Origin of the sequence: Blattabacterium cuenoti (assembly GCF_014251735.1) — a bacterium.
Taxonomy (GTDB): Bacteria; Bacteroidota; Bacteroidia; order Flavobacteriales; family Blattabacteriaceae; genus Blattabacterium; species Blattabacterium cuenoti_C.
Window position 1 is genome coordinate 362,501 of sequence record NZ_CP059197.1, and the last position, 26,664, is coordinate 389,164.

The window sequence follows — 26,664 nt, forward strand, 5'->3', positions numbered from 1 at the left end:
CGCATTCGCTCGCCACTACTAACGGAATCACTTTTGTTTTCTCTTCCTCTAGATACTTAGATGTTTCAGTTCTCTAGGTTCGCCTTACTTTAAAAAAAGTAATATCATATGATTAATATGATAGGTTGCCCTATTCGGAAATCTGCGGATCAATTTGTATGTGCCAATTCCCGCAGCTTATCGCAGCTTATCACGTCCTTCATCGCCTCTCAGAGCCAAGGCATCCACCATACGCCCTTACTTAGCTTTCTTTATGCTATTTTCCCTTAATGTATTGTATGTTATGTTAAAGAACTTTTAAAATAAATGGAGAATATCGGAATCGAACCGATGACCTCCTGCGTGCAAAACAGGCGCTCTAGCCAGCTGAGCTAATCCCCCTCTCCATATATAGTCTCGCGCGGAATTGAACCGCGGACCTCTACATTATCAGTGTAGCGCTCTAACCATCTGAGCTACGAGACTGATATCAAAAAAAAACTTCTAGCCCGATTCTTCAAAATTTTTTGAATAAAAAAAACTCTAAAAAAGAGATGTTCCAGCCGCACCTTCCGGTACGGCTACCTTGTTACGACTTAGCCCCAGTTATCGATTTTACCTTAAGCAGTTCCTTTTACGGTCACCGATTTCAGGTCCCCCCGACTTCCATGGCTTGACGGGCGGTGTGTACAAGGCCCGGGAACGTATTCACCGCATCATGGCTGATATGCGATTACTAGCGATTCCAACTTCATAGAGTCGAGTTGCAGACTCCAATCCGAACTGAGATCGGTTTTTAGAGATTAGCTTCTGGTTGCCCAGTAGCAAAACCCTTTGTACCGACCATTGTAGCACGTGTGTAGCCCAAGGCATAAGAGCCGTGATGATTTGACGTCATCCCCACCTTCCTCTCGACTTACGTCGGCAGTCTTGTTAGAGTCCCCGACTTTATTCGCTGGCAACTAACAATGAGGGTTGCGCTCGTTGAGGGACTTAACCCAACACCTCACGGCACGAGCTGACGACAACCATGCAGCATCTTGTACTCCGTCCGAAGACTAAACTATTTCTAGCTTATTCGTAGTACATTTAAACCTTGGTAAGGTTCCTCGCGTATCATCGAATTAAACCACATGCTCCACCGCTTGTGCGGGCCCCCGTCAATTCCTTTGAGTTTCAGCCTTGCGACCGTACTCCCCAGGTGGATCACTTATCACTTTCGCTTAGCCGCTGAATACAAAATCCAACAACTAGTGATCATCGTTTACGGCGTGGACTACCAGGGTATCTAATCCTGTTTGCTCCCCACGCTTTCGTGCCTCAGCGTCAGTATAGACTTAGTAACCTGCTTTCGCGATCGGTGTTCTGTGTGATATCTAAGCATTTCACCGCTACACCACACATTCCAGTTACTCCAATCTCACTCTAGCTTATCAGTATCAATAGCTATTTTAACAGTTAAGCTGCAACATTTCACTACTGACTTAACAAACCGCCTACGCACCCTTTAAACCCAATAAATCCGGATAACGCTTGTGTCCTCCGTATTACCGCGGCTGCTGGCACGGAGTTTGCCGACACTTATTCGTATAGTACATTCACAATTCTTATCTCGTAAAAATCTTTATTCCTATACAAAAGCAGTTTACAACCCATAAGGCATTCATCCTGCACGCGGCGTGGCTGGTTCAGAGTTTCCTCCATTGACCAATATTCCTCACTGCTGCCTCCCGTAGGAGTCTGGTCCGTATCTCAGTACCAGTGTGGGGGATCACCCTCTCAGGCCCCCTACCGATCATCGTCTTTGTAGGCATTTACCCTACCAACTAACTAATCGGACGCACGCCTATCTCTTGCCGCATTTATGCTTTAATAATATTATTATGCAATAATATTATATTATAGAATATTAATCCGAGTTTCCTCAGGCTATTTCCTAGCAAAAGGTAAGTTACGTACGTGTTACGCACCCGTTCGCCGGTCGCCATCAAGATCTAAAAAATAGATCCTATGTTGCCCCTCGACTTGCATGTGTTAAGCCCGCCGCTAGCGTTCATCCTGAGCCAGGATCAAACTCTCCGTTGTAATAAATTAAAATACGCAAAAATCTTATTAAAAAATCCTCAGAATCAGGCTTAGAAGCTCTTTAATACTATAAATTACAAAGAACAACCTAAAAGTTTATAAAAAAAAACTTTTTAACATAGACAAATGTATATATATTTTTTTTGTTAAAAAAAAAATAATCTAATTTTATCCAAAAAAAACCTAATAATTTCTAAATTATTTGCCAATCTAAATTATGAGAACTTCAGATTTCGATTTTGGTCTACCATTAGACCTTTTAGCTAATCAACCTGCTGAAGAAAGAGATGAGTCTAGGTTAATGATTATCGATAGAAAGAATAATAGCATTAAACATCAAATATTCAAAAACCTGCACCAATATTTTGAAGAAGGTGATACTATTATTTTCAATAATACAAAAGTATTTCCTGCAAGACTATTCGGAAATAAAGAAAAAACAGAAGCAAAAATAGAGGTATTTTTACTTAGAGAATTAGATCCAATAGACAGGACTTGGGACGTCTTAGTTGATCCAGCAAGAAAAGTTAGAGTAGGAAACAAATTAAATTTTGGACACGGATTAACAGGAGAAGTTATAGACAATACAACTTCTAGAGGAAGAATATTGCAACTTCATTTCAATGGGATACACAAAGAACTCATAAAAAAAATTAAAGAATTAGGAAAAACGCCTTTACCAAAATATATCAAAAGACTACCAGATAAAAATGATGAAGAAAGATATCAAACTATTTATGCAAAGGAAGAAGGTTCTGTTGCAGCCCCTACAGCAGGATTACATTTTTCAAAACATCTATTAAAAAAATTAGAAATAAAAGGAATAAACTTGGTAGAGATAACCTTACATCTTGGATTAGGAAGTTTCTTACCCGTAGAAGTAGAAGATATTTCTAAACATAAAATGGATTCTGAAAAGTGTTTTATAAAAAGAGAAACATGTGATATAGTTAATCAAAGCATACAACAAAAAAAACGTATATGTGCTGTAGGTACTTCATCTATGCGAGCTATAGAAAGTTCTGTTTCTTCCAATAAATATTTAAATCCATTTTCTGGATGGACTAACAAATTTATCTTCCCTCCTTATAATTTCAGTATAGCCAATTCCATGATTACAAATTTTCATATGCCAAAATCAACTCTATTAATGATGACAGTAGCATTTACTGGATATGATCTTCTTATGAAAGCATATAAAATAGCTACAAAAGAAAAGTACAGATTTTATTCATATGGAGATTCAATGCTAATCTTATAAAAGATTATAATTGTTTAAAAAAAACATAATATTAAATAAAAACTTGATATTATGAAGAAAATACTTGAAAAAGTTAAAATATCTATAAATGAAGAAATGAAAACTTTTGAAAAACAATTCAATACCATTATAAAAAGTAACGTTCCTCTTGTAAATAAAATAACACATTATATTATTCATAGGAAAGGAAAACAAATTAGACCTATGTTTGTCTTCCTAATTGCAAAAATGCTGGGACCTATCCAAAAAAAAACTTATCATACAGCTTCTCTAATAGAATTGATACATACTGCTACTCTTGTTCATGACGATGTAATCGACAATAGTTATCTTCGTCGTGGTTCTTTTTCTATCAATGCTATATGGAAAAATAAAATAGCTGTTTTGGTTGGAGATTACTTACTTTCTAAAAGTCTTTTATTAGCTACAGAAAATAATTATCATGATTTATTAAAAATTGTTTGCAGAACAATTAAAGATATGAGTGAAGGAGAATTATTACAAATGGAAAAATCTAAAAAATTAGATATCACTGAAAGAATTTATAATCAGATTATTTATCATAAAACAGCAAGTCTAATTGCAGCTTCTTGTGAAGGTGGTGCTCGTTCAGTAAATGCAAATGAAGATACCGCTTTAAAAATGCGAAAATTTGGTGGATTAACGGGTATTGCTTTTCAAATAAAAGATGATTTATTTGATTACAATGAATCTAATGAAAATTTAACAGGAAAACCTATTGGAATTGATTTTAGAGAAAAAAAAATGACTCTTCCACTCATTTATGCAATTCAAAAAGCATCTCAAAATGATCAAAAATGGATATTAAATTCTATAAAGAATTATGATGAAAAAAAAAGACATCAAATTATTGCCTATGTGAAAAAATACGGAGGTATAGAATATGCAATCCAAAAAATGATAAGAATACGTAATAATGCATTAAAAATACTGGATTCTTATCCAGATAGTACAATCAAAAAATCTTTAAAAAAGATGGTGAATTTTATTGTCGAAAGGAATATATAATAATCATAGTTATAGAAAAAAACATGAAAAAAAACTTAGTAATTGTTGAATCTCCTACTAAAGCTAATACTATACAAATATTTCTTGGAGAAGAATTTCATGTTGTTCCAAGTTACGGACACTTGATAGATCTTCCAGAAAACAAAATAGGAATCGATATAAATAAAAAATTCCAGCCTAATTATGTTATTCTTCCAAAAAAAAGAAAAATCGTTCAAAATTTGAAAACGTTAATAAAAGATTTCAATCTAATTTGGCTAGCTTCTGATGAAGATCGTGAAGGAGAAGCTATTGCTTATCAAATTTATAAAACACTAAATATTCCTTCTAAAAAATTTAGAAGAATAGTCTTTCATGAAATTACAAAAAAAGCTATTTTACATGCCATAAAAAATCCTAGATTAATTGATTATAATTTAGTTTATGCACAACAGGCGAGACGAATTCTAGATCGACTAGTTGGATTTGAATTATCTCCTATCTTATGGAAAAAGATCAATACGGGATTATCTGCGGGAAGAGTTCAATCTGCAGCACTCAGGCTTATAGTAGAAAGAGAGCAAGATATTCAAGATTTCACACCAATTCCTGGATATCAAATATTTGGAGTTTTTACTAACAAAAAAAAAACAACTCTGAATGCAAGGTTAGAAAAAAAAATAGAAGGGGAAAAAAAAATGAAAAATATTTTGCAAGGATGTATTGATTCTTCTTTTTTTATTAAAAAAATTATAACCAAACAAGAAAAAAAAACTCCACCACCTCCATTTACAACTTCTTCTTTGCAACAAGCAGCTTGTGAAAAATTGAATTTTTCTATATCCAAAACTATGTTTTTGGCACAGAAATTATATGAAAATGGATACATTACATATATGCGTACAGATAGCACTAATTTATCTAAAGAAATTTTATCAGAAATAAAAAATTATATTCTTTCCTCATATGGAAAACCATATTTATCTCCAAAAGAGTTTTCATCTAAAAAAAAATTTTCTCAAGAAGCTCATGAAGCTATCCACCCTACCGATATATTCAGAAGTTCTTTGGAAAATTTAGATACATATCAAAAACGTCTTTATCAACTCATATGGAAACGAACTATAATAGGACAAATGACGGATGCAAGAATTGAAAAAAAAGATTTTTATATTCAATCTTCAAATTTCGAGATACCTTTTGTATTTACCAAAAACACTATCATATTCGATGGATTTATGAAAATCCATGAAAATGAAAATATTAAAAAAAAAGAAGACAATTTATCAGAAATCAAAAAAGGAACTATCTTACAAAAAAAAGAAATTATAGCAAAACAAGTTTTTACAAAACATTTACCTAGATATAACGAAGCTTCTTTAGTAAAAAATTTAGAAAAATTAGGAATAGGAAGGCCTTCTACTTATGTTCCTATCATTTCAACTATCCAAAAAAGAAATTATGTCAATATGCAAAAATTTATTAAGAAGAAAGAATATCGAGAGTCTTTCATTCTTAAAAATCATACAATTATTGAAAAAAAAGATGAAATTCTAAATATAGAAAAAAATAAATTCATTCCAACTGAAATCGGAATTTTAACTACTAATTTCTTAAAAAAAAATTTTCAGGAAATTGTAGATTATGATTTCACGGCAAATCTAGAAAAAGAATTTGATAATATTGCTAAAGGAGAAGTTTCTTGGAACAAGATTATAAAAAATTTTTATGATGGATTTCATGAGAAAATAGAACACGTTGAAAAAAACGTAGAAAAAATTCGTAAAAAACGTTTTTTAGGTATAGATCCAATATCTAAAAAAAAAATTTTCTCTCAAGTAGCCAGATTTGGGCCCATTGTTCAAATGGGAGAATTTAAAGACAAAGAAAAACCTAAATTTTCTCCATTGATCGCAAGCCAAAAAATTGATACAATATCCTTACAAACTGCATTAAAACTTCTAGAATTACCTAAATCTTTAGGATTTTTTGAAGAAGAAGAAGTCTTATTAAGAGTAAATAAATATAACATCTATATTAAACATAAAAATAAATCCATTCCAATTGAAGAAAAAGTTTTTTTCAATTCTTTTCATTTAAAGGATGCTATTGATGTGATAAAAAAAAATAGAGAAAAATAAAAATTGATTAATTAACCTAACCGTCAAAATATCTTTGATTTAAATATGTAGTAGGATATGCTTGATCATGTCCTGTTCTTTTTACGTGATCCAAATATTTCGGGATATAAGATAAAGCTTTTATTCTATCAGATAAAGACATTCTATTCCATAAGTTTTCCGCCATTTTTTTTTTACCTACTTTATATTTATAATCTGTCCAAAAACGATTGAAAGATAAATCTACGGGAATTTCTTCTATAGAAAACGCTGCTTTTGCATTCTTCATTTTATTTATAATAGATTCATTATAAGGTAAATATTTTCCTATCCATATATAATGTGATAAGGAAAGTTTCTCTGGAAACACTACTTCCCTCAAAAAACCATTCAAATCATACTTAAATATAATCTCTCCAGACACTAAAGGACTTCTAAATATATATTGTTTACCTTTCATTCCTTTTTTTATTTCACTATCATTTATTAATTGTTTTCATAAAAAAGCACCATGAAGAACTTTCATAAAAAAATTGTTATATACAAATGATAATGAGATATAAATATGAAATACACTAAAATGCAATAATGATTTAAAATATATAATAGACAAACTATAATAAAAGTTATAGATTTTTCTCAGATAAGAAATATATACAAGATCTATCATTGGTAAGATCTTTTTTTCATATATTTAAAATAAAATGCTATATATCGTTCCTACTCCTATAGGAAATAGAGAAGATTTAACTTTTAGAAGCCTGCGAATATTAAATGAAGTAGATTTAATTTTAGCAGAAAATAATAAAATTTCTAAAAGATTATTGAGTTTCTATAAAATTAAAACTCATATAAAAACTTATCATATTTATAACGAACATAAGATGATTCCTTCTATTTTAGAAAAAATAAAAAAAGGAAAAAAATTAGCATTAATTTCCAACGCGGGTACTCCAAGTATATCCGATCCAGGATTCCTACTTATTAGATCCTGTATTGAAGCTTCTATTTCTATAGAATGTTTACCTGGACCAACCGCTCTTATCCCAGCTATAGTGATTTCTGGATTTCCTATTAATGAATTTACTTTTATTGGTTTTTTACCCAAAAAAAAAAGGAAAACAAAACTAAATAATTTATCAAAAGAAAATAGAACAATCATCTTATATGAATCCCCTCATAGATTATTACGAACATTAAACGATTTAAAAGATTTTTTTGGTTTGAAAAGAAACATTGTCATCTGTAAAGAAATATCCAAAATGTTTCAGGAAACCTTAAGAGGAAATATTGAAGACATGATTCTACATTATAAAAATATAAAGAAAATATTGGGGGAATATGTCATAATTATAGAAAGAAAGCTCTAAACATATTTTTTTTCAATTAAAGATTCCGCTATTTGTATTGCATTTGTAGCTGCACCTTTACGCAAATTATCTGCTACGATCCAAAAATTTAATGAATTTGAAAAAGAATAATCTTTACGAAAGCGTCCAACAAACACTTCATCCTTTCCGTGAGCTAATAATGGCATAGGATAAATATTTTTACTTGGATTATCTTGAACCACAATTCCTTTTTTTTTCGAAAAAATTTCATAAATATAATCAATGTGAGGCTCTCTATTAAACGTGACATTCACACTTTCCGAATGCCCACCTATAACAGGGACACGTACTGCTGTAGCTGTTATAGCTATGTTTTGATCATTCATGATTTTTTTTGTTTCTCTCATTAGCTTGATTTCTTCTATGGTATAACCATTTTCTCCAAATGAATCACAATGTGGTAATACATTTTGATAAATAGGATGTGGGTATACTTTTTCATATTCATGATTCATTAATGATTCCTTTTCATGATTTAATTGATCTACAGCTTTTTTACCTGTACCTGTTACCGATTGATAGGTAGAAACAACAACACGATTTATTCCATATTCCAAATGCAAAGGATGCAAAATCATAACTAATTGTATCGTAGAACAATTCGGATTAGCTATAATCTTATCTCTTTTAGATAAAGAAGATATATTAATTTCAGGAACGATTAACTTTTTATCAGGATCCATTCTCCATGCAGAAGAATTGTCTATTACCGTAGTACCTATTTTTGAAAACTTAGGAGCCCATTCTTTAGAAACATAAGATCCAGCAGAAAATAAAACAACATCAGGATTTTTTAAAAACAAATCTTGAATGCTAATTACTTGATATTTTTTTTCTCGAAAAAGAAATTTTTTTCCTATTGATTTTTCTGAAGCGGATATATACAATTCCTCTACTGGAAAATTTCTGGATTCTAAGACTTTCATCATTACACGTCCTACCATCCCTGTAACACCTACTATTCCTAATTTCATATTATTAGATTTATTCCTCTATTTTATTATTATTACAAACTAATGATTAACATTATTTTCCATAATAAGCAAACTAAGGAAAAACAAGCAAAGCAGAAACAAAGTTAGGAAAATAAATTATAATATTCTTATTTTTTAATTCGATATCTTGAAAGATAACAATGAAAAAAGGAAAGATGATTATTTTGTCAGGTCCATCAGGATCTGGAAAAACGACTATTTCACAACATCTACTTTCAAAAATTCCAGAATTAAAATTTTCTGTCTCATGCACTACACGTCCTATAAGAAATAAAGAAAAACATGGAAAAGACTATTATTTTATTTCTACAAATAAATTTGTTTCCAAAATAAAAAAATATCAGTTTGCGGAGTGGGAAGAAGTTTACCCTAAACTATTCTATGGAACATTAAAAAGCGAAATATATAAAATATGGAACGACAATAAACATATTTTATTTGATGTAGATGTAAGAGGAGGATTACATTTAAAAAAATTATATCCAGATAATTCTTTGTCTATATTTGTTTTAGTTCATTCCATAGAGATCTTAAAAAAAAGATTATTAAAAAGAAATCACGAAAATTTTTCTAAGATCAAAACACGTTTAGATAAAGCCAATATAGAATGGAAATATTCGAACTTATTTGATGTTATTTTGCTAAATATTAATTTGTATCAAACAAAAAGAAAAGCTCTAAATCTCGTATCAGATTTTATTTACAATCGGGGTGACTGGACTTGAACCAGCGACCACACGCCCCCCAGACGTGTACTCTATCCAAACTGAGCTACACCCCGAAGAGCTCCCCAGGCTGGATTCGAACCAGCGACACCCTGATTAACAGTCAGGTGCTCTAACCAACTGAGCTACTGAGGATTATCTTATTGGAATTTTTTCTATCCTTATTTTATGTCTTCCACCTTCAAAATCCGTTTTTAAAAATATTTCTACTATTTCCAAAACTTCTTTTTTACTTTCCACAAAACGCGCAGGTAAACTTAATACATTAGCATTATTATGTCTTCTCGCTAAAAATGCGATTTCTTTATTCCATACTAATGCCGCACGTATTTTTTGATACTTATTAGCAGTCATAGCAGCTCCATTTCCGCTTCCACAAATAATAATCCCAAAATCCATTTCCCCCTTATCTACTGATTTAGCTGCAGGATGAATGAAATCGGGATAATCAACCTTCTTCCCATAACTAGAATAACCAAAATCCCTTATGTGATAACCTTTTTTAACCAGAAAACCAATTATCAGATGTTTATAATCAATTCCTGTATGATCAGACCCTATTGCAATTTTCATCCACCCAATATAATATCCAATATAATAAAAAACATAATAAAAATACAATAAAAATTTATAAATCTATATTACTTTTGTATATTTCATGTTTCGAATATTGCAATATTATGATGGAGAATATAAAAACTGTAGATGATTTCAATTTTAAAAATAAAACAGCTTTAGTAAGAGTAGATTTCAATGTTCCTGTTAATAATACTTCTCAGATTATCGATGACACACGCATTTTATATAGTCTTCCTACTATTCAAAAAATAATTTCTGATTCTGGAAAAGTAGTTCTCATTTCTCATTTTGGAAGACCAAAAGGAGAATATTCAAAAATTTATTCTTTAAGATTCATCATCTCATATTTATCCGCAAAATTAAAAATACCTATAAAATTCTCGGAAAATTGTATAGGAAAAACAGTAGAAAAAAAAATTTCTGAATTAAAAAATGGAGAAGTATTACTATTAGAAAACATTCGTTTTTACAAAGAAGAAGAGGATGGAAATGAAAATTTTGCTTTCCAATTATCCAAACTTGGAGATATTTATGTAAACGATGCTTTTGGAGTTTCTCATCGTTCACATGCTTCCATCACCATAGTTCCTAAATTTTTTGTAGAAAAAAAATGCATAGGATTTCTTATGAAAAAAGAAATTCAATCTTTAAAAAAAGTTTTAGGAAAAGGAAAAAACCCCATTACAATCTTATTAGGAGGAGCAAAAATTTCTTCTAAAATAGCTATCATTGAAAACCTCATTAACTTAGTGGATTACGTATTAATAGGGGGTGGAATGTCATATCCTTTTATTAAAGCTCAAGGAGGAAAAGTAGGAGATTCTCTTGTAGATGAATACAAAGATCTTAAAATGTTGCAAAAAATTATTGAACAATATAAAAAACAAAATAAAACAAAAATTTTATTTCCAAAAGATGTTATTATCGCCGATTCTTTTAAAAATTCTGCAAAAACTAGAATCGTTTCTATTGACTCTATACCTAATGGTTGGATGGGATTGGATATAGGTCCTATATCTATAAAACATTTTTGTAAAATCATAAATTATTCTCGTACAATTCTTTGGAACGGACCATTAGGAGTTTTTGAATTTCCAAATTTTTCTTCAGGAACTATTTCTATAGCAAAAGCTATCGTCATAGCTACTCAAAATGGAGCTTTTTCTTTAGTAGGAGGGGGTGATTCTATTGCTGCATTAAAAATGAAAAAATATGAAACTAAGATTAGTTGTTTGTCTACTGGGGGTGGAGCAATGTTAGAAAGTTTAAAAAATAAAATTCTTCCTGGAATAAAAGCAATCATTTCATAGTTATTCTTGTGAATAAATTTTTTTTTATTTTAATTATATTTGTTCATTACATTAAACATTAAATAATAAAGAATATGTCATTCAAACTTCCAAAATTATCTTATTCTTATAAAGATCTCGAACCTTATATAGATGAAAAAACTATGGAAATCCATTATATGAAACATCATGCAGGATATACTAACAATTTAAATAAAGCTATTGATGGAACAGATCTTGCTCTTCTTTCTATAGAAGAAATACTACGAAGATCTAATATTGAAAAACCAATAGTACGTAATAATGGGGGAGGGTTTTATAATCATAATTTATTTTGGGAAATATTAATTCCTCATTTAAATTACACTCCTCCAAGTAAATATATAAAGAACGTTATTGAAAAAGATTTTCAGTCTTTTGATTCTTTTAAAGAACAATTTTCTTCCACTGCTATGAATCGTTTTGGTTCCGGATGGGCTTGGTTATGTGTTAAAGAAAAAAAATTAACCATTTGTTCCACAGCTAATCAAGATAATCCGATGATGTTGGGGATAGGTTGCGAAGGAGTTCCTATATTAGGATTAGATGTTTGGGAACATGCCTATTATCTTCAATATCAAAATCGTCGTGCTGATTATATTTCTTCTTTTTGGAATGTGATTAACTGGAAGAAAGTAGAAAAAAATTATAAAGAAGCCATAGAAGAATAGGATGGGGAAGATTCTTATTGAAAATATAAGATTATTTGGGTTTCATGGATGTATGCCGGAAGAAGCATTTTTGGGATCATATTACACGGTAAATGTAGAAGTTGAATTAGATCTTTATAAAGCGTCAATGAGTGATGATCTATCAAAAACTATTGATTATGCACATTTATATCGCATTGTAAAAGAAGAAATGGCTATTAATTCAAAATTATTAGAACATTTGGCTCAAAGAATCATTCAAAGAATCAAAAAATACAGAATGGATTTGGTTAAATCTACAAAAATAAAAATTTGTAAAGAAAATCCTCCTCTACAAAGCAGTGTAGATAGAGTTTGTATTGTTTTAGATGGATAGATTAGATTATGATTGATGATTAGGCACTGTGGCCGATTGGAAAGGCAGAGGTCTGCAAAACCTTTTATAGCGGTTCGATTCCGCTCTGTGCCTCTTTATAATATTCTCTTGTACTTTCTTCAATATATAAATATGATTTTCTATTTTCTTTGTATAAAAAAAATAATTGTACAAGAAACTTCTCTCTGTAATATTATATTTTTTATATATATTCTTCTCTTTATCTTCACAAGATGATCCATTCGAAGGATAAAAAAAATTATTTAAAAAAAGTTCTGTCATCAGATTTATCATTTTTTTCTGAGAAATAAGAAGACTGATAGGAATACTTTTTTCTGAAAAAATAAAAAAAAACAGTAATAGAATCATTTTTTTCATTTACAAAATTATTTTACTTACTCATTATCAGTTACATGTTAATTTTACCTAACTTTTTTGTAAATTTGCAAATTTAAATATTTATTCTTGTGATTATTCAATTAATGATATAATGAAGATCAATAATATTCTTATTTCACAACCTTTTACAAGTCACAATTCTCCCTATATAGAACTCAGCAAAAATGAAAATGTAAAAATAGATTTTAGATCTTTCATAGAAGTAAAAGGTGCATCATCTACTGATGTAAGAAAACAAAAAATAAACTTTTCTGATTTTACTGTAGTACTTTTCATAAGCAAAAAATCCATAGATCATTATTTTAGACTGGCAGAATCAATGCGCTTTAAAGTTCCTATTTCTATGAGATATGTTTGCCAAACAGCTGCTATAGCCTATTATTTACAAAAATATATAGTATATAGAAAAAGAAAAATATTCATTGGGAAGAAATCTTTTCAAGATATACTCCCTTATATTAAGAAACATTCAAAAGAAAAATTTCTTTTCCCATCTTCAGATATATTAAAACCAGAAATACCAAAAATGTTAAATAAACTTAATATTTTTTGGAAAAGAGCTATTTTATACAAAACTACTTATAGCGACTTATCTGATTTAAAGAATATTTATTATGATATCTTAGTTTTCTTTAGCCCAGCGTGTATCAAATCTTTATTTCAAAATTTTCCTAATTTTGATCAAAATCAAAACAACATAAAAATCGCAACTTTTGGTAAAAATACCTTAGATGCAGCTTACAAAGCTGGATTAAAAATAGAAATAAAAGTCCCAACTCCAAAATATCCTTCTATGGCTAAAGCTTTAGAAAAATACATACAAAAATATCGATAAAAATTATTCTACCGTTACAGATTTTGCCAAATTCCTTGGCTGATCTACATTTTCTCCACGTATAAAAGCTATCTGATAAGCTAATAATTGAAGAGGGATGACCGTGACTAATGGACTAAGCTCTTCAGATATTTTTGGAACATGTATTACATGATCTGCTAACATGCTTACTTGTATATCTCCTTCATTAACTATTGCTATTATTTTTCCTTTTCTTGCTTTAATTTCCTCAATATTTCCTATAATCTTATCATAACATCCTTTTTTTGTAGCTATAATTACAACAGGCATATTTTCATCTATTAAAGCAATAGGTCCATGTTTCATTTCTGCAGCAGGATAACCCTCAGCATGAATGTAGGAAATCTCTTTCAATTTCAAAGCTCCTTCTAAAGCTACTGGAAAATTTATCCCTCTACCTAAATAAAGAAAATTATTTACACGGTGATATACTTTAGATATTTTTTTTATAGTTTCATCCATTTTTAATGTCATACTCACTTTATCTGGAATAGAACCCAGTTCTTGACATAAATATTTGTAACGACTATTTGTAATCGCTGATCTATGTTTTCCTATTTTCAAAGCTAGTAAAACAAGAACAGTGATTTGTGCTGTAAAAGCTTTTGTAGAAGCAACTCCTATTTCAGGTCCTGCATGTGTATAAGCTCCTGCATCTACAATTCTTGCTATAGATGAGCCTACTACATTACAAATTCCAAAAACAAAAGCTCCTTTTTTCTTGGCTAATTTTAAAGCAGCTATAGTATCTGCGGTTTCTCCAGATTGGGAAATAACGATAACAATATCCCTTTTTTCTATAATAGGATTCCTATATCTAAATTCAGAAGCATATTCTACTTCTACTGGAATACGAGCCAATTCTTCTAATAAATACTCTCCAATTAAACTAGCATGCCATGAAGTACCACAAGCTACTATGGTAATACATCTAGCATTAATGAATACGTCTTTATTAGATTCAATTCCATCAATACAAATAACTCCATCTGCAATTAACAATCGACCACGTAAAGTATCTAAAATAGTTTTTGGCTGTTCATAAATTTCTTTTAACATGAAATATTTATATTCCCCTTTTTCAATTTGTTGAAGATTAATTTGAAGTTCTTTAATAATTGGATTAAGTTTGTGATTATCTATAATCTGACGAAGATCTAATTCTTTATTCTTTCTAAGAATAGCCATTTCACCATCTTTCAAATAAAGAGCATTTTTAGTATAATCAATAAAAGGGATTGGGTCAGAAGCAATGAAAAATTCCCTTTCATTTATTCCCAATGCTAGAGGACTTCCTAATTTTGCAATAACAATTCTTTCTGGATGAGATTTTTCCACTATAGCTATAGAATATGCTCCAATTACCTCATTCAGAGAGACTCGTACTGCTTCTTCCAAAGATAATTTATTTTTTTTTTGAATATATTCAATCAAATTTACTAAAACTTCCGTATCCGTTTTACTTTTAAAAGTGAAACCATTTTTCAACAAAATTATTTTAATAGCATGATAATTTTCTATAATTCCATTGTGAATTAAAATAAGTTCATTAGAATTAGAAACATGAGGATGTGCGTTAATATCATTCGGTATTCCATGTGTTGCCCATCTAGTATGTCCTATTCCTGTTGTTCCTTTTATTTGAATTTTGCAAGAGGAAATCTTTTTCTCTAATTCATCAACTTTTCCTTTAGTTTTATATAGATTATATCCATTTTCATAAAAAATAGCTATTCCAGAACTATCGTATCCACGATATTCCAATTTTTTTAATCCATTAATAAGAATTGGATATGCTTCTCTATATCCCAAATAACCAATTATACCACACATTCTAACTGATCAAATTAGAACTTTTTTACTTTTTTTCAATCTTAATCTGTTTCCAAAACAGTTTCTTTATAAAATTGTTGATAAACGGTTTCTATTTTTTCTACAGGATAATATTTTAATACTAATAACTTATTTTCATCTATATAATCTTCTATTTCTTTAGGAAAAGAAAGATCTCCTTTAATTATAGCATCAGAAAAAAACATACATAATTTTATCAGATTAAAATAATTTGGATTTTCTAACAATTTTAATTTTCTAGATTTAATTCCATCAAATTTTACTTTTTTAATAATATCCTTATTGATAGTTCCTTTAAAAGGATTATTATAAATGGAAGCGACTATTTTCGTATTCTGATAGACAGGATCATTCTTATAAAAATTCTTAATATATAGTGGAATAAAAGAACTAATCCAACCATATATATGAATAATATCTGGCTTCCAATTCAATTTTTTAACAGCTTCCAAAACTCCTTTTGTAAAAAAAAGAGCTCTTTCATCATTATCATGGAAAAATATTCCATTTTCGTCTTCATATATAGCTTTCCTTTTAAAATATTCTTCATTATCTATAAAATAAACTTGCAGTCTTGCATCAGGAATAGATGCGACCTTAATTAACAAAGGTTGATCCATCTCATTAATAATCAAATTCATTCCCGACAAACGAATGACTTCATGCAGTTGATGTCTTCGTTCATTTATCACTCCAAAACGTGGCATGAATATACGTACATCGTTTCCTATAGACTGCATAAACTTGGTAGCCTTTAAAACTGATAAGGAAATAGGATTCTCTGAAGAGAAAGGAAATAAATCTGAAGAAACATATAATAGACGTTTACCTGTCATCTTAGAGCAATTTTGTTATGTTTGATATATATTAAAAAAACGGATCATTGCAAAGATAATAAATAATATCCAATACATAGCTGCAAATGAAAAATGTATAATATTTATTTTTTCCAAATTACTTGTAGATTGTAGATTTTTAAATGTTAATTGATATGTTTTTTTATCATGAAATCAGAGAATAAAATCAATAAATTTGTCACGCCATATAATAATAATTTAGCTATTGGATTTATTAATATTACTAGTTATGGATACGCTTTTGTAAATATAGAAAGATTTCCTAAAGACATTTTTATTCCTAAAAATAAAACGAATAGAGCTATAGAAGGAGATTTAGTACAAGTAAAATTAAAAAGTCGTAAATCAGGAAGAAAAATAGAAGGAGAAGTCATAAAAATTATAAAAAGAAAAAGAAAGAATTTTACTGGAATATTAAAAATAGAATCTAAATCTCAATATGCATCAGTTATAGTACACAACAATGCTATTCACGTGGATATATTTATTCCAAAAAACGAATTAAAAGGATATATACATAATGAAAAAGTATTGGTGAATATCGTAGAGTGGCCAAAAAATTCCAAAAATCCTTTAGGAAAAATCATTAAAGGATTTGGAATATCTGGAGAATATAAAACAGAAATTTTTTCTTTATTGTCTGAATATGAAATATCCTATGAATTTCCTAAAGAAGTAGAGACAGAAGCAAAAGAAATAGTACTAAAAAAAAATTCAGATATAAATATGAGAAGAGATATGCGGAATATTAATACTTTCACTATAGATCCTATTGATGCAAAAGATATCGATGACGCACTTTCCATTAGAAAATTAAATTCTAATACTTGGGAAATTGGAATTCATATAGCTGATGTCTCTTATTATGTAAAAGAAGGAAGTTTTTTGGATCAAGAAGCATATACACGTGCTAATTCGATTTATTTGGTAGGAAAAGTGATTCCTATGCTTCCAAAAACATTATCCAATGATCTTTGTTCTTTACACCCTGAAAAAGATAAACTAAGTTTTTCTTCCATTTTTAATATGAATAATCAAGGAAAAATTTTAAAAAGTTGGTTTGGAAAAACTATTATACGATCAAATAGAAAATTTACATATGAAGAAGTACAAAAAATCATCGAAAGAAAAAAAGGAGATTATCACGAAGATATTTCCACTCTATTCTTTTTTTCTAAAATTTTAACCAAAAATAGACTAAAAAATGGATCAATTTCTCTAGAAAAAGTAGAAATAAAGTTTCATTTGGATAAAAAAAATAATCCTACTAGATTATATTTAGAAAAAAGTAATGAAGCACATCGTTTAATAGAAGAATTTATGCTATTAGCTAATAGAAAAATTTCAGAATTTGTTAGCTTAAATTTAGATGGAAAACCATCTAATAGAACTTATATCTATAGAGTTCATGATGAACCAGATTTTCAGAAAATTTTTGTTTTAAAAAAAATAATAGAACCTCTAGGTTATTTTTTAGATATAAAAAATCTAAAAACATCTATTAATCATTTATTAAAAAGTATTCAAGGAAAACCAGAACAAAATATGATCGAAAATTTGATTCTTAGAACTATGAGCAAAGCTAAATATTCTACAAAAAATATTGGACACTATGGACTATCTTTTATTTATTATACCCATTTTACTTCTCCTATTAGGAGATATTCAGATATCATAGCCCATCGTTTGTTAAATTATTATTTAACAAAAAATAATAATAAACTGAAATCCATAGAATTTTATGAAGAACAATCTAAGCACTGCAGTGAAAAAGAACGTTTAGCAATAGATGCAGAAAGAGAATTTTTAAAATATTTACAAGTTAAATATATAAAAAAACACCTCGGAAAAGAATTTGATGGAATTATTACAGGATTTACTGAATGGAGTATTTATATTGATTTACTCGTATTCCAAACAGAAGGAATGATCCGATTGCGTAATATACAAGAGGATATATACACGTTACATTCCAATAATTATAGCATAATTGGTAGAAAAAAAAGAAAAATTTACTATCTAGGAGATAGAGTTAAAGTCAAATTGATTGACGCGAATATAGAAAAAAAACAAATTACTCTTGGTTGGATAAATAAAGAGTGATTAATCAATTAATTAAATTCTTACATAAGGAGGAACAAAAATAGTGTAATCACCACCATTTTTCATGATTTCTCTTACAATTCTAGAACTTATATAAGATCTTCCGTGAGAAGAAAGAATAAAAACAGTTTCGATACAATTTCTATTCTCTAATTCTCTATTAGCATAAAAAACTTTCCTTTCAAATTCAAAATCTAATTGATCTCTTAGACCTCTCAATATAAATTGAGCCTTTTTTTTTCTACAAAAAGAGATAGTCATCCCTTGAAATAAATCTATTTCTATTTTAGAAAATCCTAAAAAAGTTTTTTGTATCCATTCCTTTCTCTTGTTAATAGAAAACATATTATTTTTTTCTGAGTTTTTTCCAATAGCTATAACAATTTTATCAAACAAATTTAAAGATCTTATAATGACATCATAGTGTCCTAAAGTTATTGGATCAAAAGAACCAGGAAATACGGCTATTCTCTTATTCATATCTATAAATATAAAAAAAAATAAGAAGCAGAATAAAAGTTTTATTTTTGTTTTTTAAATCATTAAAAAAATGGAAAAATTATGTTCCGGTTGTTTAAAACACGGATGTACTAATAATAATAGAAATAATATGTTTCAAAAAAAACAATGTATTAAAAAACTACATGTAGTAGATTGGTTATCTAATATTAAACCTCCTTTTTTATTAGATAATTGTGATCTTGTAGAAGTACAATTCAAAAATGATAGAAAAGAATTTTTCCATAATACAGAAAAAATAAACCTTTGCAAAGGAGATTTTGTTACTGTAGAATCTAAATCTAGTGGGTATGACATAGGCATAGTAACTTTGACCGGAGAATTGGTCAGATTACAAATCCGCAACAAAAAAAGCACTTCAATTTATTCAAATATAAGAAAAATATACAGAAAATCCACAGAAAAGGAGATAAACATATGGAATTTATCCAAAAAGAAAGAATTGAAAAGTTTTTTAAAGGCTAAAAAAATTGCAAAAAGTTTAAATCTATCCATGAAGATTTGTGATGTGGAATATCAAGGAGATGGTGAAAAAGCTACTTTTTATTATACGGCTGAAGACAGAATTGATTTTAGAAAGTTAATTAAAGAATTAGCTTTAGCTTTTCGCATACGTATAGAGATGCGTCAGATAGGATACAGACAAGAAGCAGCAAAAATCGGAGGAATCGGTTCTTGTGGTCGTGAACTTTGTTGTTCGACATGGTTAACAAATTTTAAGAGTGTCACTACTAATTCAGCTAGATATCAACAACTATCTATAAATATGGAAAAATTAACTGGACAATGTAGTAAATTAAAATGTTGCCTAAATTATGAATTAGATGCTTATTTATCAGCTATAAAAGATTTTCCAGATATTAATTGTAAAATACACACAGAAAAGGGAATAGCACAATGTATGAAGATTGATGTGTTCAAAAAACAAATGTGGTTTTCTTATATTAAAAATACAAATACTTGGTTTAGAATAGAAATAAAAAAAATCAAAGAAATTTTGGAAAATAATAGAAAAAATAAAATTTCTCCTCCTCTAGAGAAATTATCAACAATTGACGTGATTCAAAAAACAGAATTAACATTCAAATAACAGATATTTAGAATATTAATTAAAAAAAAATAAGTGTCTAATAAAAAAAATACAAAAATAAATTTTTACTTTCGTTTGCTTCTTTTTTACTTTTGGTTTTTCTTTTTTATAGGTATAGGAGTTACTTTTATAATTTTTTATGCGGCTTATAAAGGTTATTTAGGTACTTTGCCTAGTACAAAAGATATTGAAAATCCTATAATGGAAGTTGGATCAGAAGTATATGATGCAAATGGTATTTTATTAGGAAAATTTTTCTCAGAAAATAGAACTTTGATTACTTATCAAAAACTTCCAAAAAATCTTGTTAACGCTCTCATCGCAAAAGAAGATATTCGTTTCAAACATCATTCCGGAATAGATGCAAAATCTCTCCTTAGAGCTATTTTTTCCTTGGGGAAAAAAGGAGGAGGAAGTACGATTTCTCAACAATTAGCCAAACTTTTATTTACAGGTCCATCTGCAAAAAATAAATTACAAAGAATGCATCAAAAACTTTTAGAATGGGTAATGGCTATAGAATTAGAAAAACGTTATACAAAAGAAGAAATCATTACAATGTATTATAATAAATTTGATTTTTTATATAATGCAAAAGGAATAGAAACAGCCGCACATACTTATTTTAATAAAAAAGCTTCCGAACTTAATTTAGGAGAATGTGCGACATTGGTAGGGATGTTAGAAAATCCCTCTTTATATAATCCAAAATTATATCCTGATAGAGCTAAGAAACAACGAAATTTAGTTTTATATCAGATGAAAAAGTATGATTTTATAAACAATAGGAGATATCAAAATGAGTTAGAAAAACCCGTTAAAATAAATTTTAAAATACAAAAAAAAGATTTTGAATTATTAACTTATTATGGTGAATTTCTAAAAAAAGAAATTCAAGAAGCATTAGATGATTACGAAAAAAAAACCGGACAAAAACTGAACCTTTATTCTAGCGGTTTAAAAATATATACATCTATTGATGCAAAAATGCAAGACTATGCCGAAAAAGCAGTAAAAAAACATCTTAGTCAATTGCAAGTTTTATTTAATAATTCTCAAAAGAAAAATAAAAATGCTCCATTTTTAAATATCACTCCAGAAAAAACAAAGAGAATTCTTTCATCAGCTATGCATAGAACTCAACTTTATCAATATTTACGACAAAAGGGAATTTCGGAAGAAAAAATTATAGAAACGTTTAAAAAACCACAAAATACAAAATTGTTCACATGGAATGGATATAAAAAAGTATTCATATCTCCATGGGATTTCATCCGCTATCAAAAAAGCATAATCCAAGCTGGATTAATTTCTATAGAAGCCTCTACGGGATATATAAAAGCATGGGTTGGAGGTATAGATTTCAATTATTTCCAATATGATCATGTAGCAAAAACACAACGTCAAGTGGGTTCTGTTTTCAAACCTATTTTATATGCAGCCGCAATCAATGAATTGCATTATACTCCTTGTACAAAAATATCAAATGAAAAATTTCATTTAGGAAAATGGAGTCCTAGAAATTCCAATGGAAAATATGGAGGTTTTTTAACATTAAAAGATGGTTTAGCTCTATCTGTTAATACTATTTCTGCTCGTATTCTTTCTCAAATAACTACAGGTCCAGTGATTAGTTTAGCAAGAAAAATGGGAATAGAATCCTTAATTCCTCAACATCCATCTATAGCTCTTGGATCTGCGGATTTAACTTTATATGAAATGACAGGAGCTTTTAATACATTTACTAATTATGGAATTTATGTCAAACCCAGTATTTTAGTAAAAATAGAAGATGAATATGGAAAATTAATTAAAGAACATATAGATCTTAGTAGGAGACAAGTATTTAGTGAAGAAGTAGCATATATTATGTTAAAATTAATGCAAGGAGTAGTACAATATGGAACCGCTAAAAGATTACATAAATATAATTTTTTTGTAGGAGATATAGCAGGAAAAACAGGTACAACTAACGAAAATTCGGATGGATGGTTTATAGGGATGACTCCTAATTTAACTACTGGGATTTGGGTTGGGTGGGAAGATAGATTCGCTCATTTTGAAAGCATAAAATTAGGACAAGGAGCAAACATGGCATTGCCTATATGGGCATATTATATGAGGAGTCTATACAAAGATTCCAGTTTAATCTATCATGAAAAATTATTATTCCACAAACCAGAAAATTATCATTGGGATAATTGTGAAGAAGATCACAATAGTGATAAAGAAAAAAACAAAAATATATTAAAGAATGTTATAGATTTCGATGAAAGTTTAAACACTGAAAATAGTATTAAAAATGATGGAAGTTTTAATTCCGAAAATGGAAGTAAAAATGATGATCAATAATCAATTGATATGATAAAAAGAATATTAATTTTAGATAAAGATCATCCTTACATCATATACAAATTAAGAAAAGAGGGATTTATTTGCGACGAAAATTATTTTGATCCTATAGAAGAAATTACAAAAATTATCTCCCTATATGATGGAATCATTTTAAGAAGTAGATTAAAAATAAATAAAAACTTGCTCAAAGAAGCAAAAAAATTAAAATTTATAGCTCGTATCGGATCTGGAGTAGAAAATATAGATAAAGATTATGCTTATAAAAAGAAGATCATCTTGATTTCTACTCCAGAAGGAAATAAAGATGCAGTGGCCGAACATGCCATAGCTATGCTTTTATCTATAATGAATCATCTTTTTATTTCTAACCAAGAAATCAGAAAAGGCAAATGGAATAGAGAACCTAATAGAGGAAGAGAAATTAAGGGAAAAACTATAGGAATTATTGGATATGGAAATACTGGAAAAGCTTTTGCTAAAAAACTTTCAGGATTCGAAGCTACAATATTATGTTATGACATTTTACCTAAAGTCGGAGATATTTATGCACAACAAGTAGACATGAAAACGATTTTTATGAAATCAGATATAATTAGTTTACACGTTCCTTACACACGAAAAACTAAAGGAATGATTAACGAAGATTTTATAAAAAATTTCAGTAAACCTTTTTATTTTATTAACACATCTCGTGGAGGATGTGTCCTTACTGATCATTTAGTACAAGCGTTAAAAAATGGAAAAATATATGGAGCATGCTTAGATGTGATAGAATACGAAAGATGTTCTTTTGAAAATTTTTTTCATCATCGAAAACTCCCAAAAAATTTTTTTGATCTTATTCATTCTAAAAAAGTTATTATGACACCGCATATAGCTGGATGGACCAAAGAATCAAAATATAAAATGGCTCAAATCATTGTAAAAAAAATTCTTTCTATAAATAAAAAAACTCTATGTTAAATATTAAAAAAACAATTATATAAAACTCTAATACTCCAAATTATAACTAAAAATCCTATAGAAAAACACATAATTTTTAAAGGAAGTTTTCCTGATATTTTTGCAGCTAAAGGAGCTGCAAAAAAACCACCGAAAACTAATCCAAAAACGATTTTCCAATAATGAATTCCTAATAAAGAAAAAAAAGTTAATGTACTAGAAAGAGTTACAAAAAATTCAGATAAACTTACCGATCCTATTACATATTTTGGGGTTCTTCCCTTAGATATTAACGTACTAGTAACAAATGGACCCCATCCACCGCCTACAAAAGAATCCAAAAAACCTCCAAATCCAGCTAACCATCCTATTCTCTTCGCCTTTATAGGTTTTTTACTCCATGCAGTTAACAATATTCTAATACCCAAAAAAAAAGTGTAAAAAGCTAACATAGGTTTTATATAAAAAGCATAACTATCTCCATATTTAGATAATAAAAAAGCTCCAAGAATAGAACCTATAACTCCTGGAACTAATAATATTTTGAACAGCTTTTTATTTACGTTTCCCATTTTATAATGACTTAATCCAGAAATTCCACTAGAAAATATTTCTGCGGTATGTATACTAGCGCTAATTGATGAAAGAGGAATACCTAAGGTCAGCAATATTGTGGTACAAGTAAGCCCATATCCCATCCCTATAGCCCCGTCAACAAGTTGAGCAAAAAATCCAGTAACCACCAGATATAAAAAACTGATATCAAGATGATAAATCAATTTTTGATAGAAAACTTTTATATCTATATGTGATAAAAATAAGCAACACATTGTTACTAATGGAACAATTAAAAAAAATTTTAAAAGATTCTTTTTAAATCTTTTTTTATGTTGTTCCGGATAAAATGGATTTTTTAACCATTTTATAGTTAATGTATTAAGAACTTCTACTTTGTAATCAAAATCTCCTTTTAATTTTTTTCGTATTTTATGCATATTTATCAATACTTCATCCAATTCATAAGGAATAACCTCTGTAAAAATCTCTTTTAAACGTTTAGCTATGGTGGGAGATTTCCCATTAGTAGATATGGCTATTTTCAAGTTCCCTTTTTGTACTATAGATCCAAGATAAAAATCACAAAGTTCCGGTACATCCGATACATTTACCAATTTATGCATTTTCTTTGCATCTTTCTTAATTCTTTTACTAAGCATGGGATCATTTACGGCGACAATGATCACATCCATATTTTTTAAATCAGATGATCCATATACTTTTTTAGTTAATCTTATAGAATTAAATATTTTAGCTAATTCATAAACTTTTTGATCAATATGATAAGCTATTAAATTTACTTCTGTATCAGGATTATTTCGTAATACAGTTTTTAATTTTTCCAAAGCTGTTTTTCCACCACCAATAATTAAAAGGGAAAGTCTTTCTAATTGTAAAAATATAGGAAAAAGTCTATTATTTTCTTTCTTTATCATTATGAGATATATTAAACAATCCATTGTTTTCTAAGAGAAAAATTTCCAAAATTTTCTCCTAAAAATCTTTCTTTTCGAAAAACACCAAAAATTAGATCAAGTTCCTTCAAAATAGAAGATTCATCCATATTTTTTTTATAAAGTTTATTCAAACGTGTCCCCTCCTTATTCGCTCCTAAATATAGATTATATAACCCATAAGAAACTCCTATCAAACCAATTTCCGCTAGATAAGGACGTGAGCATCCATTAGGACATCCAGTCATACGAATAATAATCTCTTCTTTTTCCAATTGATATTTTTTTAAAATATGCTCAATTTTGTCTATTAAATTAGGTAAATAACGTTGTCCTTCCGCCAAAGCTAAAGGACATGTATTAAAAGCTACACAGGCCATAGAGTTCTTTCTTATAGAGGATATATTTTTCATATAATTGATAATTCCATATTCCTCAAGAATAGATTGTATTTTTTCTTTATGATTGACCTGAATATCAGTTAATGTTATATTCTGATTACAAGTGAATAAAAAATTACATATTTGAAGTTCTGCTATTTTTAACAAAGCAGATTTTAAATGAACAGATTTTCTATCAAAAACTAATCCGTTTTCTATAAAAAAAGTATAATTCCATAATTTTTTATTGTTCTGAATCCAACAAAAATAATCCGTTCTTTCTGTAAAAACAAAAGGATGTTCTTTTTCTAAAGAGAAACTAATTCTTTTTTCCAGTTCTTTTTTAAACCAATCAATTCCATAATTATCTATAGTGTATTTTAAACGAGCCAATTTTCGATCCTTTCTATTTCCATAATCACGTTGAATTGTCAATATCTCGTATACTATTTTTAATGTTTTTTCTTCCGAATCTGAAAATCCAATTACCGTACCTAATCTAGAATAAGTTTTAGGATTACCATGTGTAGTAGATAAACCCCCTCCTACTGATATATTAAATCCTTTTAATTGATAATTAAAAGGATCTATAATAGCAATTAAACCTATGTCATTAGCAAAAACGTCTACATCATTATTAGGAGGAACAGCTATAGCTATCTTAAATTTTCTAGGTAAATAATTTTCTTTATAAAGAGGCTCTTTATTTTCTTTTTCCAGAATTTTTTCTTCATCTAACCAAATTTCATAATAAGCCCTTGTTTTTGGAAGTAACATTTTACTAATTTTAGAAGCATAATCATATATTTCTTCATAAGAATGTTTTCCCACATATGTACTGCATATTACATTTCTATTAACATCACCACAAGTAGCTATAGAATCCAATTTAGAAAGATTAAAAGATTGAATAGTAGGTTTTATTTTAGATTTAATCAATCCATGCAATTGAACAGTTTGTCTAGTCGTTATTTTAATTACTCCTGTTGAATTTTTTTCTGAAATCTGATGGATAGCTATCCATTGTTTTGAATTAATAAGACCTCCTGGAATTCGTAAACGAATCATAAAAGAATATAAACGATCTAATTTTTTCTTAGAACGTTCTTCTCTTATATCTCTATCATCTTGTTGATATAATCCATGAAATTTTACAACAATTTGATCTTTATCATAAAAACCACCAAACAGTTCCTCTTTCAAGCTGTCTACAATAGACCCACGAAGTCCTTTGCTTTCTTTTTTTATTTTTTCCTCTACCGTTGTCATTTTTTTTTTATAATCACGATCTTTTATCATCT

At 28.7% G+C, this 26,664-nt stretch carries 21 protein-coding genes, 5 tRNA genes, 2 rRNA genes and 1 pseudogene (1 of these 29 running past the window's edge); 14 read left to right on the forward strand and 15 right to left on the reverse strand.

Annotated features, from left to right (window positions below):
• The 4 genes from H0H60_RS01685 to H0H60_RS01700 all read right to left on the reverse strand — a co-directional run.
• Positions 1-252 (reverse strand): 23S ribosomal RNA (locus tag H0H60_RS01685) (it extends 2,636 nt beyond the left edge of the window).
• A 55-nt stretch (positions 253-307) separates the two neighbouring features.
• Positions 308-381: transfer RNA gene (locus H0H60_RS01690), tRNA-Ala, on the reverse strand.
• Positions 382-391: 10 nt separating this feature from the next.
• Positions 392-465: transfer RNA gene (locus tag H0H60_RS01695), tRNA-Ile, on the reverse strand.
• A gap of 61 nt (positions 466-526) precedes the next feature.
• Positions 527-2,064, reverse strand: a 16S ribosomal RNA gene (locus tag H0H60_RS01700).
• Together the 16S and 23S rRNA genes with 2 tRNA genes alongside form the textbook arrangement of a ribosomal RNA operon.
• Before the next feature lie 217 nt (positions 2,065-2,281).
• On the opposite strand from H0H60_RS01700, the gene queA reads away from it, so the two are divergent.
• From queA to topA, 3 genes are read left to right on the forward strand one after another with little or no spacing between them, the layout of a single operon-like run.
• A complete protein-coding gene (gene queA / locus H0H60_RS01705; protein ID WP_185862466.1) occupies positions 2,282-3,325 on the forward strand; it encodes a tRNA preQ1(34) S-adenosylmethionine ribosyltransferase-isomerase QueA in 1,044 nt (347 codons plus the stop codon).
• A gap of 51 nt (positions 3,326-3,376) precedes the next feature.
• Positions 3,377-4,354, forward strand: coding sequence for a polyprenyl synthetase family protein (locus H0H60_RS01710; RefSeq protein ID WP_185862467.1), 978 nt, complete (start codon positions 3,377-3,379; stop codon positions 4,352-4,354).
• A gap of 23 nt (positions 4,355-4,377) precedes the next feature.
• Positions 4,378-6,474 (forward strand): type I DNA topoisomerase, encoded by a 2,097-nt coding sequence (topA, locus tag H0H60_RS01715; RefSeq protein ID WP_185862468.1) that lies wholly within the window; start codon positions 4,378-4,380, stop codon positions 6,472-6,474.
• A 16-nt stretch (positions 6,475-6,490) separates the two neighbouring features.
• Here topA and H0H60_RS01720 read toward each other — a convergent pair whose 3' ends face one another.
• Positions 6,491-6,913 carry a hypothetical protein gene (locus H0H60_RS01720; protein WP_185862469.1) on the reverse strand — a complete coding sequence of 141 codons (423 nt, stop codon included), beginning with the start codon at positions 6,911-6,913 and terminating at the stop codon, positions 6,491-6,493.
• A gap of 244 nt (positions 6,914-7,157) precedes the next feature.
• Here H0H60_RS01720 and rsmI point away from each other — a divergent pair, with 244 nt between their 5' ends.
• Complete coding sequence (rsmI, locus tag H0H60_RS01725) at positions 7,158-7,823, forward strand: 16S rRNA (cytidine(1402)-2'-O)-methyltransferase (protein ID WP_185862470.1); 666 nt, start codon at positions 7,158-7,160, stop codon at positions 7,821-7,823.
• Here rsmI and asd read toward each other — a convergent pair.
• Entirely contained in the window at positions 7,820-8,818 is a 999-nt protein-coding gene (gene asd, locus H0H60_RS01730) for an aspartate-semialdehyde dehydrogenase (RefSeq protein WP_185862471.1), read from the reverse strand. The genes rsmI and asd overlap by 4 nt on opposite strands.
• Positions 8,819-8,979: 161 nt before the next feature.
• Between asd and gmk the strand changes: the two genes are divergently transcribed.
• Positions 8,980-9,564, forward strand: coding sequence for a guanylate kinase (gene gmk / locus H0H60_RS01735; RefSeq protein WP_185862472.1), 585 nt, complete (start codon positions 8,980-8,982; stop codon positions 9,562-9,564).
• Here the strand turns inward: gmk and H0H60_RS01740 are convergent.
• The 3 genes from H0H60_RS01740 to H0H60_RS01750 form a co-directional block, all read right to left on the reverse strand.
• A tRNA-Pro gene (locus tag H0H60_RS01740) sits at positions 9,546-9,620 on the reverse strand. The two genes, gmk and H0H60_RS01740, sit on opposite strands and share 19 nt — an antisense overlap.
• 5 nt (positions 9,621-9,625) lie before the next feature.
• A tRNA-Asn gene (locus H0H60_RS01745) sits at positions 9,626-9,699 on the reverse strand.
• The gene (locus H0H60_RS01750; RefSeq protein WP_185862473.1) at positions 9,700-10,137 is read right to left on the reverse strand and encodes an RpiB/LacA/LacB family sugar-phosphate isomerase; all 438 of its coding nucleotides are present in this window, start codon (positions 10,135-10,137) and stop codon (positions 9,700-9,702) included. It lies immediately after the preceding tRNA gene.
• A gap of 110 nt (positions 10,138-10,247) precedes the next feature.
• On the opposite strand from H0H60_RS01750, the gene H0H60_RS01755 reads away from it, so the two are divergent.
• From H0H60_RS01755 to H0H60_RS01770, 4 genes are all read left to right on the forward strand, one after another.
• Positions 10,248-11,453, forward strand: coding sequence for a phosphoglycerate kinase (locus H0H60_RS01755; protein ID WP_185862976.1), 1,206 nt, complete (start codon positions 10,248-10,250; stop codon positions 11,451-11,453).
• A gap of 74 nt (positions 11,454-11,527) precedes the next feature.
• Positions 11,528-12,142 carry a superoxide dismutase gene (locus H0H60_RS01760; RefSeq protein ID WP_185862474.1) on the forward strand — a complete coding sequence of 205 codons (615 nt, stop codon included), beginning with the start codon at positions 11,528-11,530 and terminating at the stop codon, positions 12,140-12,142.
• A 1-nt stretch (position 12,143) separates the two neighbouring features.
• Positions 12,144-12,497, forward strand: coding sequence for a dihydroneopterin aldolase (gene folB / locus H0H60_RS01765; RefSeq protein WP_185862475.1), 354 nt, complete (start codon positions 12,144-12,146; stop codon positions 12,495-12,497).
• 22 nt (positions 12,498-12,519) lie between these two features.
• Positions 12,520-12,590, forward strand: a tRNA-Cys gene (locus H0H60_RS01770).
• Between the two features lie 57 nt (positions 12,591-12,647).
• Here H0H60_RS01770 and H0H60_RS03175 read toward each other — a convergent pair.
• A pseudogene (locus tag H0H60_RS03175) lies at positions 12,648-12,875 on the reverse strand (hypothetical protein); the annotation flags it as partial.
• Between the two features lie 112 nt (positions 12,876-12,987).
• On the opposite strand from H0H60_RS03175, the gene H0H60_RS01780 reads away from it, so the two are divergent.
• Positions 12,988-13,731, forward strand: coding sequence for a uroporphyrinogen-III synthase (locus H0H60_RS01780; RefSeq protein WP_185862476.1), 744 nt, complete (start codon positions 12,988-12,990; stop codon positions 13,729-13,731).
• Between the two features lie 3 nt (positions 13,732-13,734).
• Here the strand turns inward: H0H60_RS01780 and glmS are convergent, their stop codons facing one another.
• Both glmS and H0H60_RS01790 read right to left on the reverse strand, forming a co-directional pair.
• Positions 13,735-15,585 carry a glutamine--fructose-6-phosphate transaminase (isomerizing) gene (gene glmS / locus H0H60_RS01785; protein WP_185862477.1) on the reverse strand — a complete coding sequence of 617 codons (1,851 nt, stop codon included), beginning with the start codon at positions 15,583-15,585 and terminating at the stop codon, positions 13,735-13,737.
• A gap of 41 nt (positions 15,586-15,626) precedes the next feature.
• Positions 15,627-16,442 (reverse strand): glycogen/starch synthase, encoded by an 816-nt coding sequence (locus H0H60_RS01790; protein ID WP_185849563.1) that lies wholly within the window; start codon positions 16,440-16,442, stop codon positions 15,627-15,629.
• A 168-nt stretch (positions 16,443-16,610) separates the two neighbouring features.
• On the opposite strand from H0H60_RS01790, the gene rnr reads away from it, so the two are divergent.
• Entirely contained in the window at positions 16,611-18,566 is a 1,956-nt protein-coding gene (gene rnr / locus H0H60_RS01795; RefSeq protein WP_185862478.1) for a ribonuclease R, read from the forward strand.
• Between the two features lie 12 nt (positions 18,567-18,578).
• On the opposite strand, the gene coaD is transcribed toward rnr, so the two are convergent.
• Positions 18,579-19,046, reverse strand: coding sequence for a pantetheine-phosphate adenylyltransferase (gene coaD / locus H0H60_RS01800; RefSeq protein WP_185862479.1), 468 nt, complete (start codon positions 19,044-19,046; stop codon positions 18,579-18,581).
• A 70-nt stretch (positions 19,047-19,116) separates the two neighbouring features.
• Between coaD and H0H60_RS01805 the strand changes: the two genes are divergently transcribed.
• Genes H0H60_RS01805 through H0H60_RS01815 form a run of 3 tightly spaced genes read left to right on the forward strand, consistent with a single transcriptional unit; the run spans position 19,117 to position 23,493 of the window.
• Entirely contained in the window at positions 19,117-20,175 is a 1,059-nt protein-coding gene (locus H0H60_RS01805; protein ID WP_185862480.1) for a PSP1 domain-containing protein, read from the forward strand.
• Between the two features lie 33 nt (positions 20,176-20,208).
• On the forward strand, positions 20,209-22,527 hold the full coding sequence (locus H0H60_RS01810; RefSeq protein WP_185862481.1) for a transglycosylase domain-containing protein: 2,319 nt from the start codon (positions 20,209-20,211) through the stop codon (positions 22,525-22,527).
• Between the two features lie 9 nt (positions 22,528-22,536).
• Complete coding sequence (locus H0H60_RS01815; RefSeq protein WP_185862482.1) at positions 22,537-23,493, forward strand: NAD(P)-dependent oxidoreductase; 957 nt, start codon at positions 22,537-22,539, stop codon at positions 23,491-23,493.
• On the opposite strand, the gene H0H60_RS01820 is transcribed toward H0H60_RS01815, so the two are convergent.
• Both H0H60_RS01820 and H0H60_RS01825 read right to left on the reverse strand, forming a co-directional pair.
• Positions 23,490-24,989 (reverse strand): TSUP family transporter, encoded by a 1,500-nt coding sequence (locus H0H60_RS01820; protein ID WP_238784883.1) that lies wholly within the window; start codon positions 24,987-24,989, stop codon positions 23,490-23,492. The genes H0H60_RS01815 and H0H60_RS01820 overlap by 4 nt on opposite strands.
• Positions 24,977-26,662 carry an NADPH-dependent assimilatory sulfite reductase hemoprotein subunit gene (locus tag H0H60_RS01825; protein WP_185862483.1) on the reverse strand — a complete coding sequence of 562 codons (1,686 nt, stop codon included), beginning with the start codon at positions 26,660-26,662 and terminating at the stop codon, positions 24,977-24,979. The genes H0H60_RS01820 and H0H60_RS01825 overlap by 13 nt, the downstream gene beginning before the upstream one ends.
• Between the last annotated feature and the right edge of the window lie 2 nt (positions 26,663-26,664).

Excerpts from the sequence above, each read along its gene's own strand:
- H0H60_RS01805 (WP_185862480.1), top strand. The coding sequence starts at position 19,117 with ATGGAAAAATTATGTTCCGGTTGTTTAAAACACGGATGTACTAATAAT.
- rnr (WP_185862478.1), top strand. The coding sequence starts at position 16,611 with ATGAAATCAGAGAATAAAATCAATAAATTTGTCACGCCATATAATAAT.
- topA (WP_185862468.1), top strand. The coding sequence starts at position 4,378 with ATGAAAAAAAACTTAGTAATTGTTGAATCTCCTACTAAAGCTAATACT.
- queA (WP_185862466.1), top strand. The coding sequence starts at position 2,282 with ATGAGAACTTCAGATTTCGATTTTGGTCTACCATTAGACCTTTTAGCT.
- H0H60_RS01755 (WP_185862976.1), top strand. The coding sequence starts at position 10,248 with ATGGAGAATATAAAAACTGTAGATGATTTCAATTTTAAAAATAAAACA.
- H0H60_RS01825 (WP_185862483.1), bottom strand. The coding sequence starts at position 26,662 with ATGATAAAAGATCGTGATTATAAAAAAAAAATGACAACGGTAGAGGAA.
- H0H60_RS01750 (WP_185862473.1), bottom strand. The coding sequence starts at position 10,137 with ATGAAAATTGCAATAGGGTCTGATCATACAGGAATTGATTATAAACAT.
- H0H60_RS01780 (WP_185862476.1), top strand. The coding sequence starts at position 12,988 with ATGAAGATCAATAATATTCTTATTTCACAACCTTTTACAAGTCACAAT.
- folB (WP_185862475.1), top strand. The coding sequence starts at position 12,144 with ATGGGGAAGATTCTTATTGAAAATATAAGATTATTTGGGTTTCATGGA.
- H0H60_RS01820 (WP_238784883.1), bottom strand. The coding sequence starts at position 24,989 with ATGGATTGTTTAATATATCTCATAATGATAAAGAAAGAAAATAATAGA.
- rsmI (WP_185862470.1), top strand. The coding sequence starts at position 7,158 with ATGCTATATATCGTTCCTACTCCTATAGGAAATAGAGAAGATTTAACT.
- gmk (WP_185862472.1), top strand. The coding sequence starts at position 8,980 with ATGAAAAAAGGAAAGATGATTATTTTGTCAGGTCCATCAGGATCTGGA.
- H0H60_RS01815 (WP_185862482.1), top strand. The coding sequence starts at position 22,537 with ATGATAAAAAGAATATTAATTTTAGATAAAGATCATCCTTACATCATA.
- H0H60_RS01720 (WP_185862469.1), bottom strand. The coding sequence starts at position 6,913 with ATGAAAGGTAAACAATATATATTTAGAAGTCCTTTAGTGTCTGGAGAG.
- asd (WP_185862471.1), bottom strand. The coding sequence starts at position 8,818 with ATGAAATTAGGAATAGTAGGTGTTACAGGGATGGTAGGACGTGTAATG.
- coaD (WP_185862479.1), bottom strand. The coding sequence starts at position 19,046 with ATGAATAAGAGAATAGCCGTATTTCCTGGTTCTTTTGATCCAATAACT.
- glmS (WP_185862477.1), bottom strand. The coding sequence starts at position 15,585 with ATGTGTGGTATAATTGGTTATTTGGGATATAGAGAAGCATATCCAATT.
- H0H60_RS01790 (WP_185849563.1), bottom strand. The coding sequence starts at position 16,442 with ATGACAGGTAAACGTCTATTATATGTTTCTTCAGATTTATTTCCTTTC.
- H0H60_RS01760 (WP_185862474.1), top strand. The coding sequence starts at position 11,528 with ATGTCATTCAAACTTCCAAAATTATCTTATTCTTATAAAGATCTCGAA.
- H0H60_RS01710 (WP_185862467.1), top strand. The coding sequence starts at position 3,377 with ATGAAGAAAATACTTGAAAAAGTTAAAATATCTATAAATGAAGAAATG.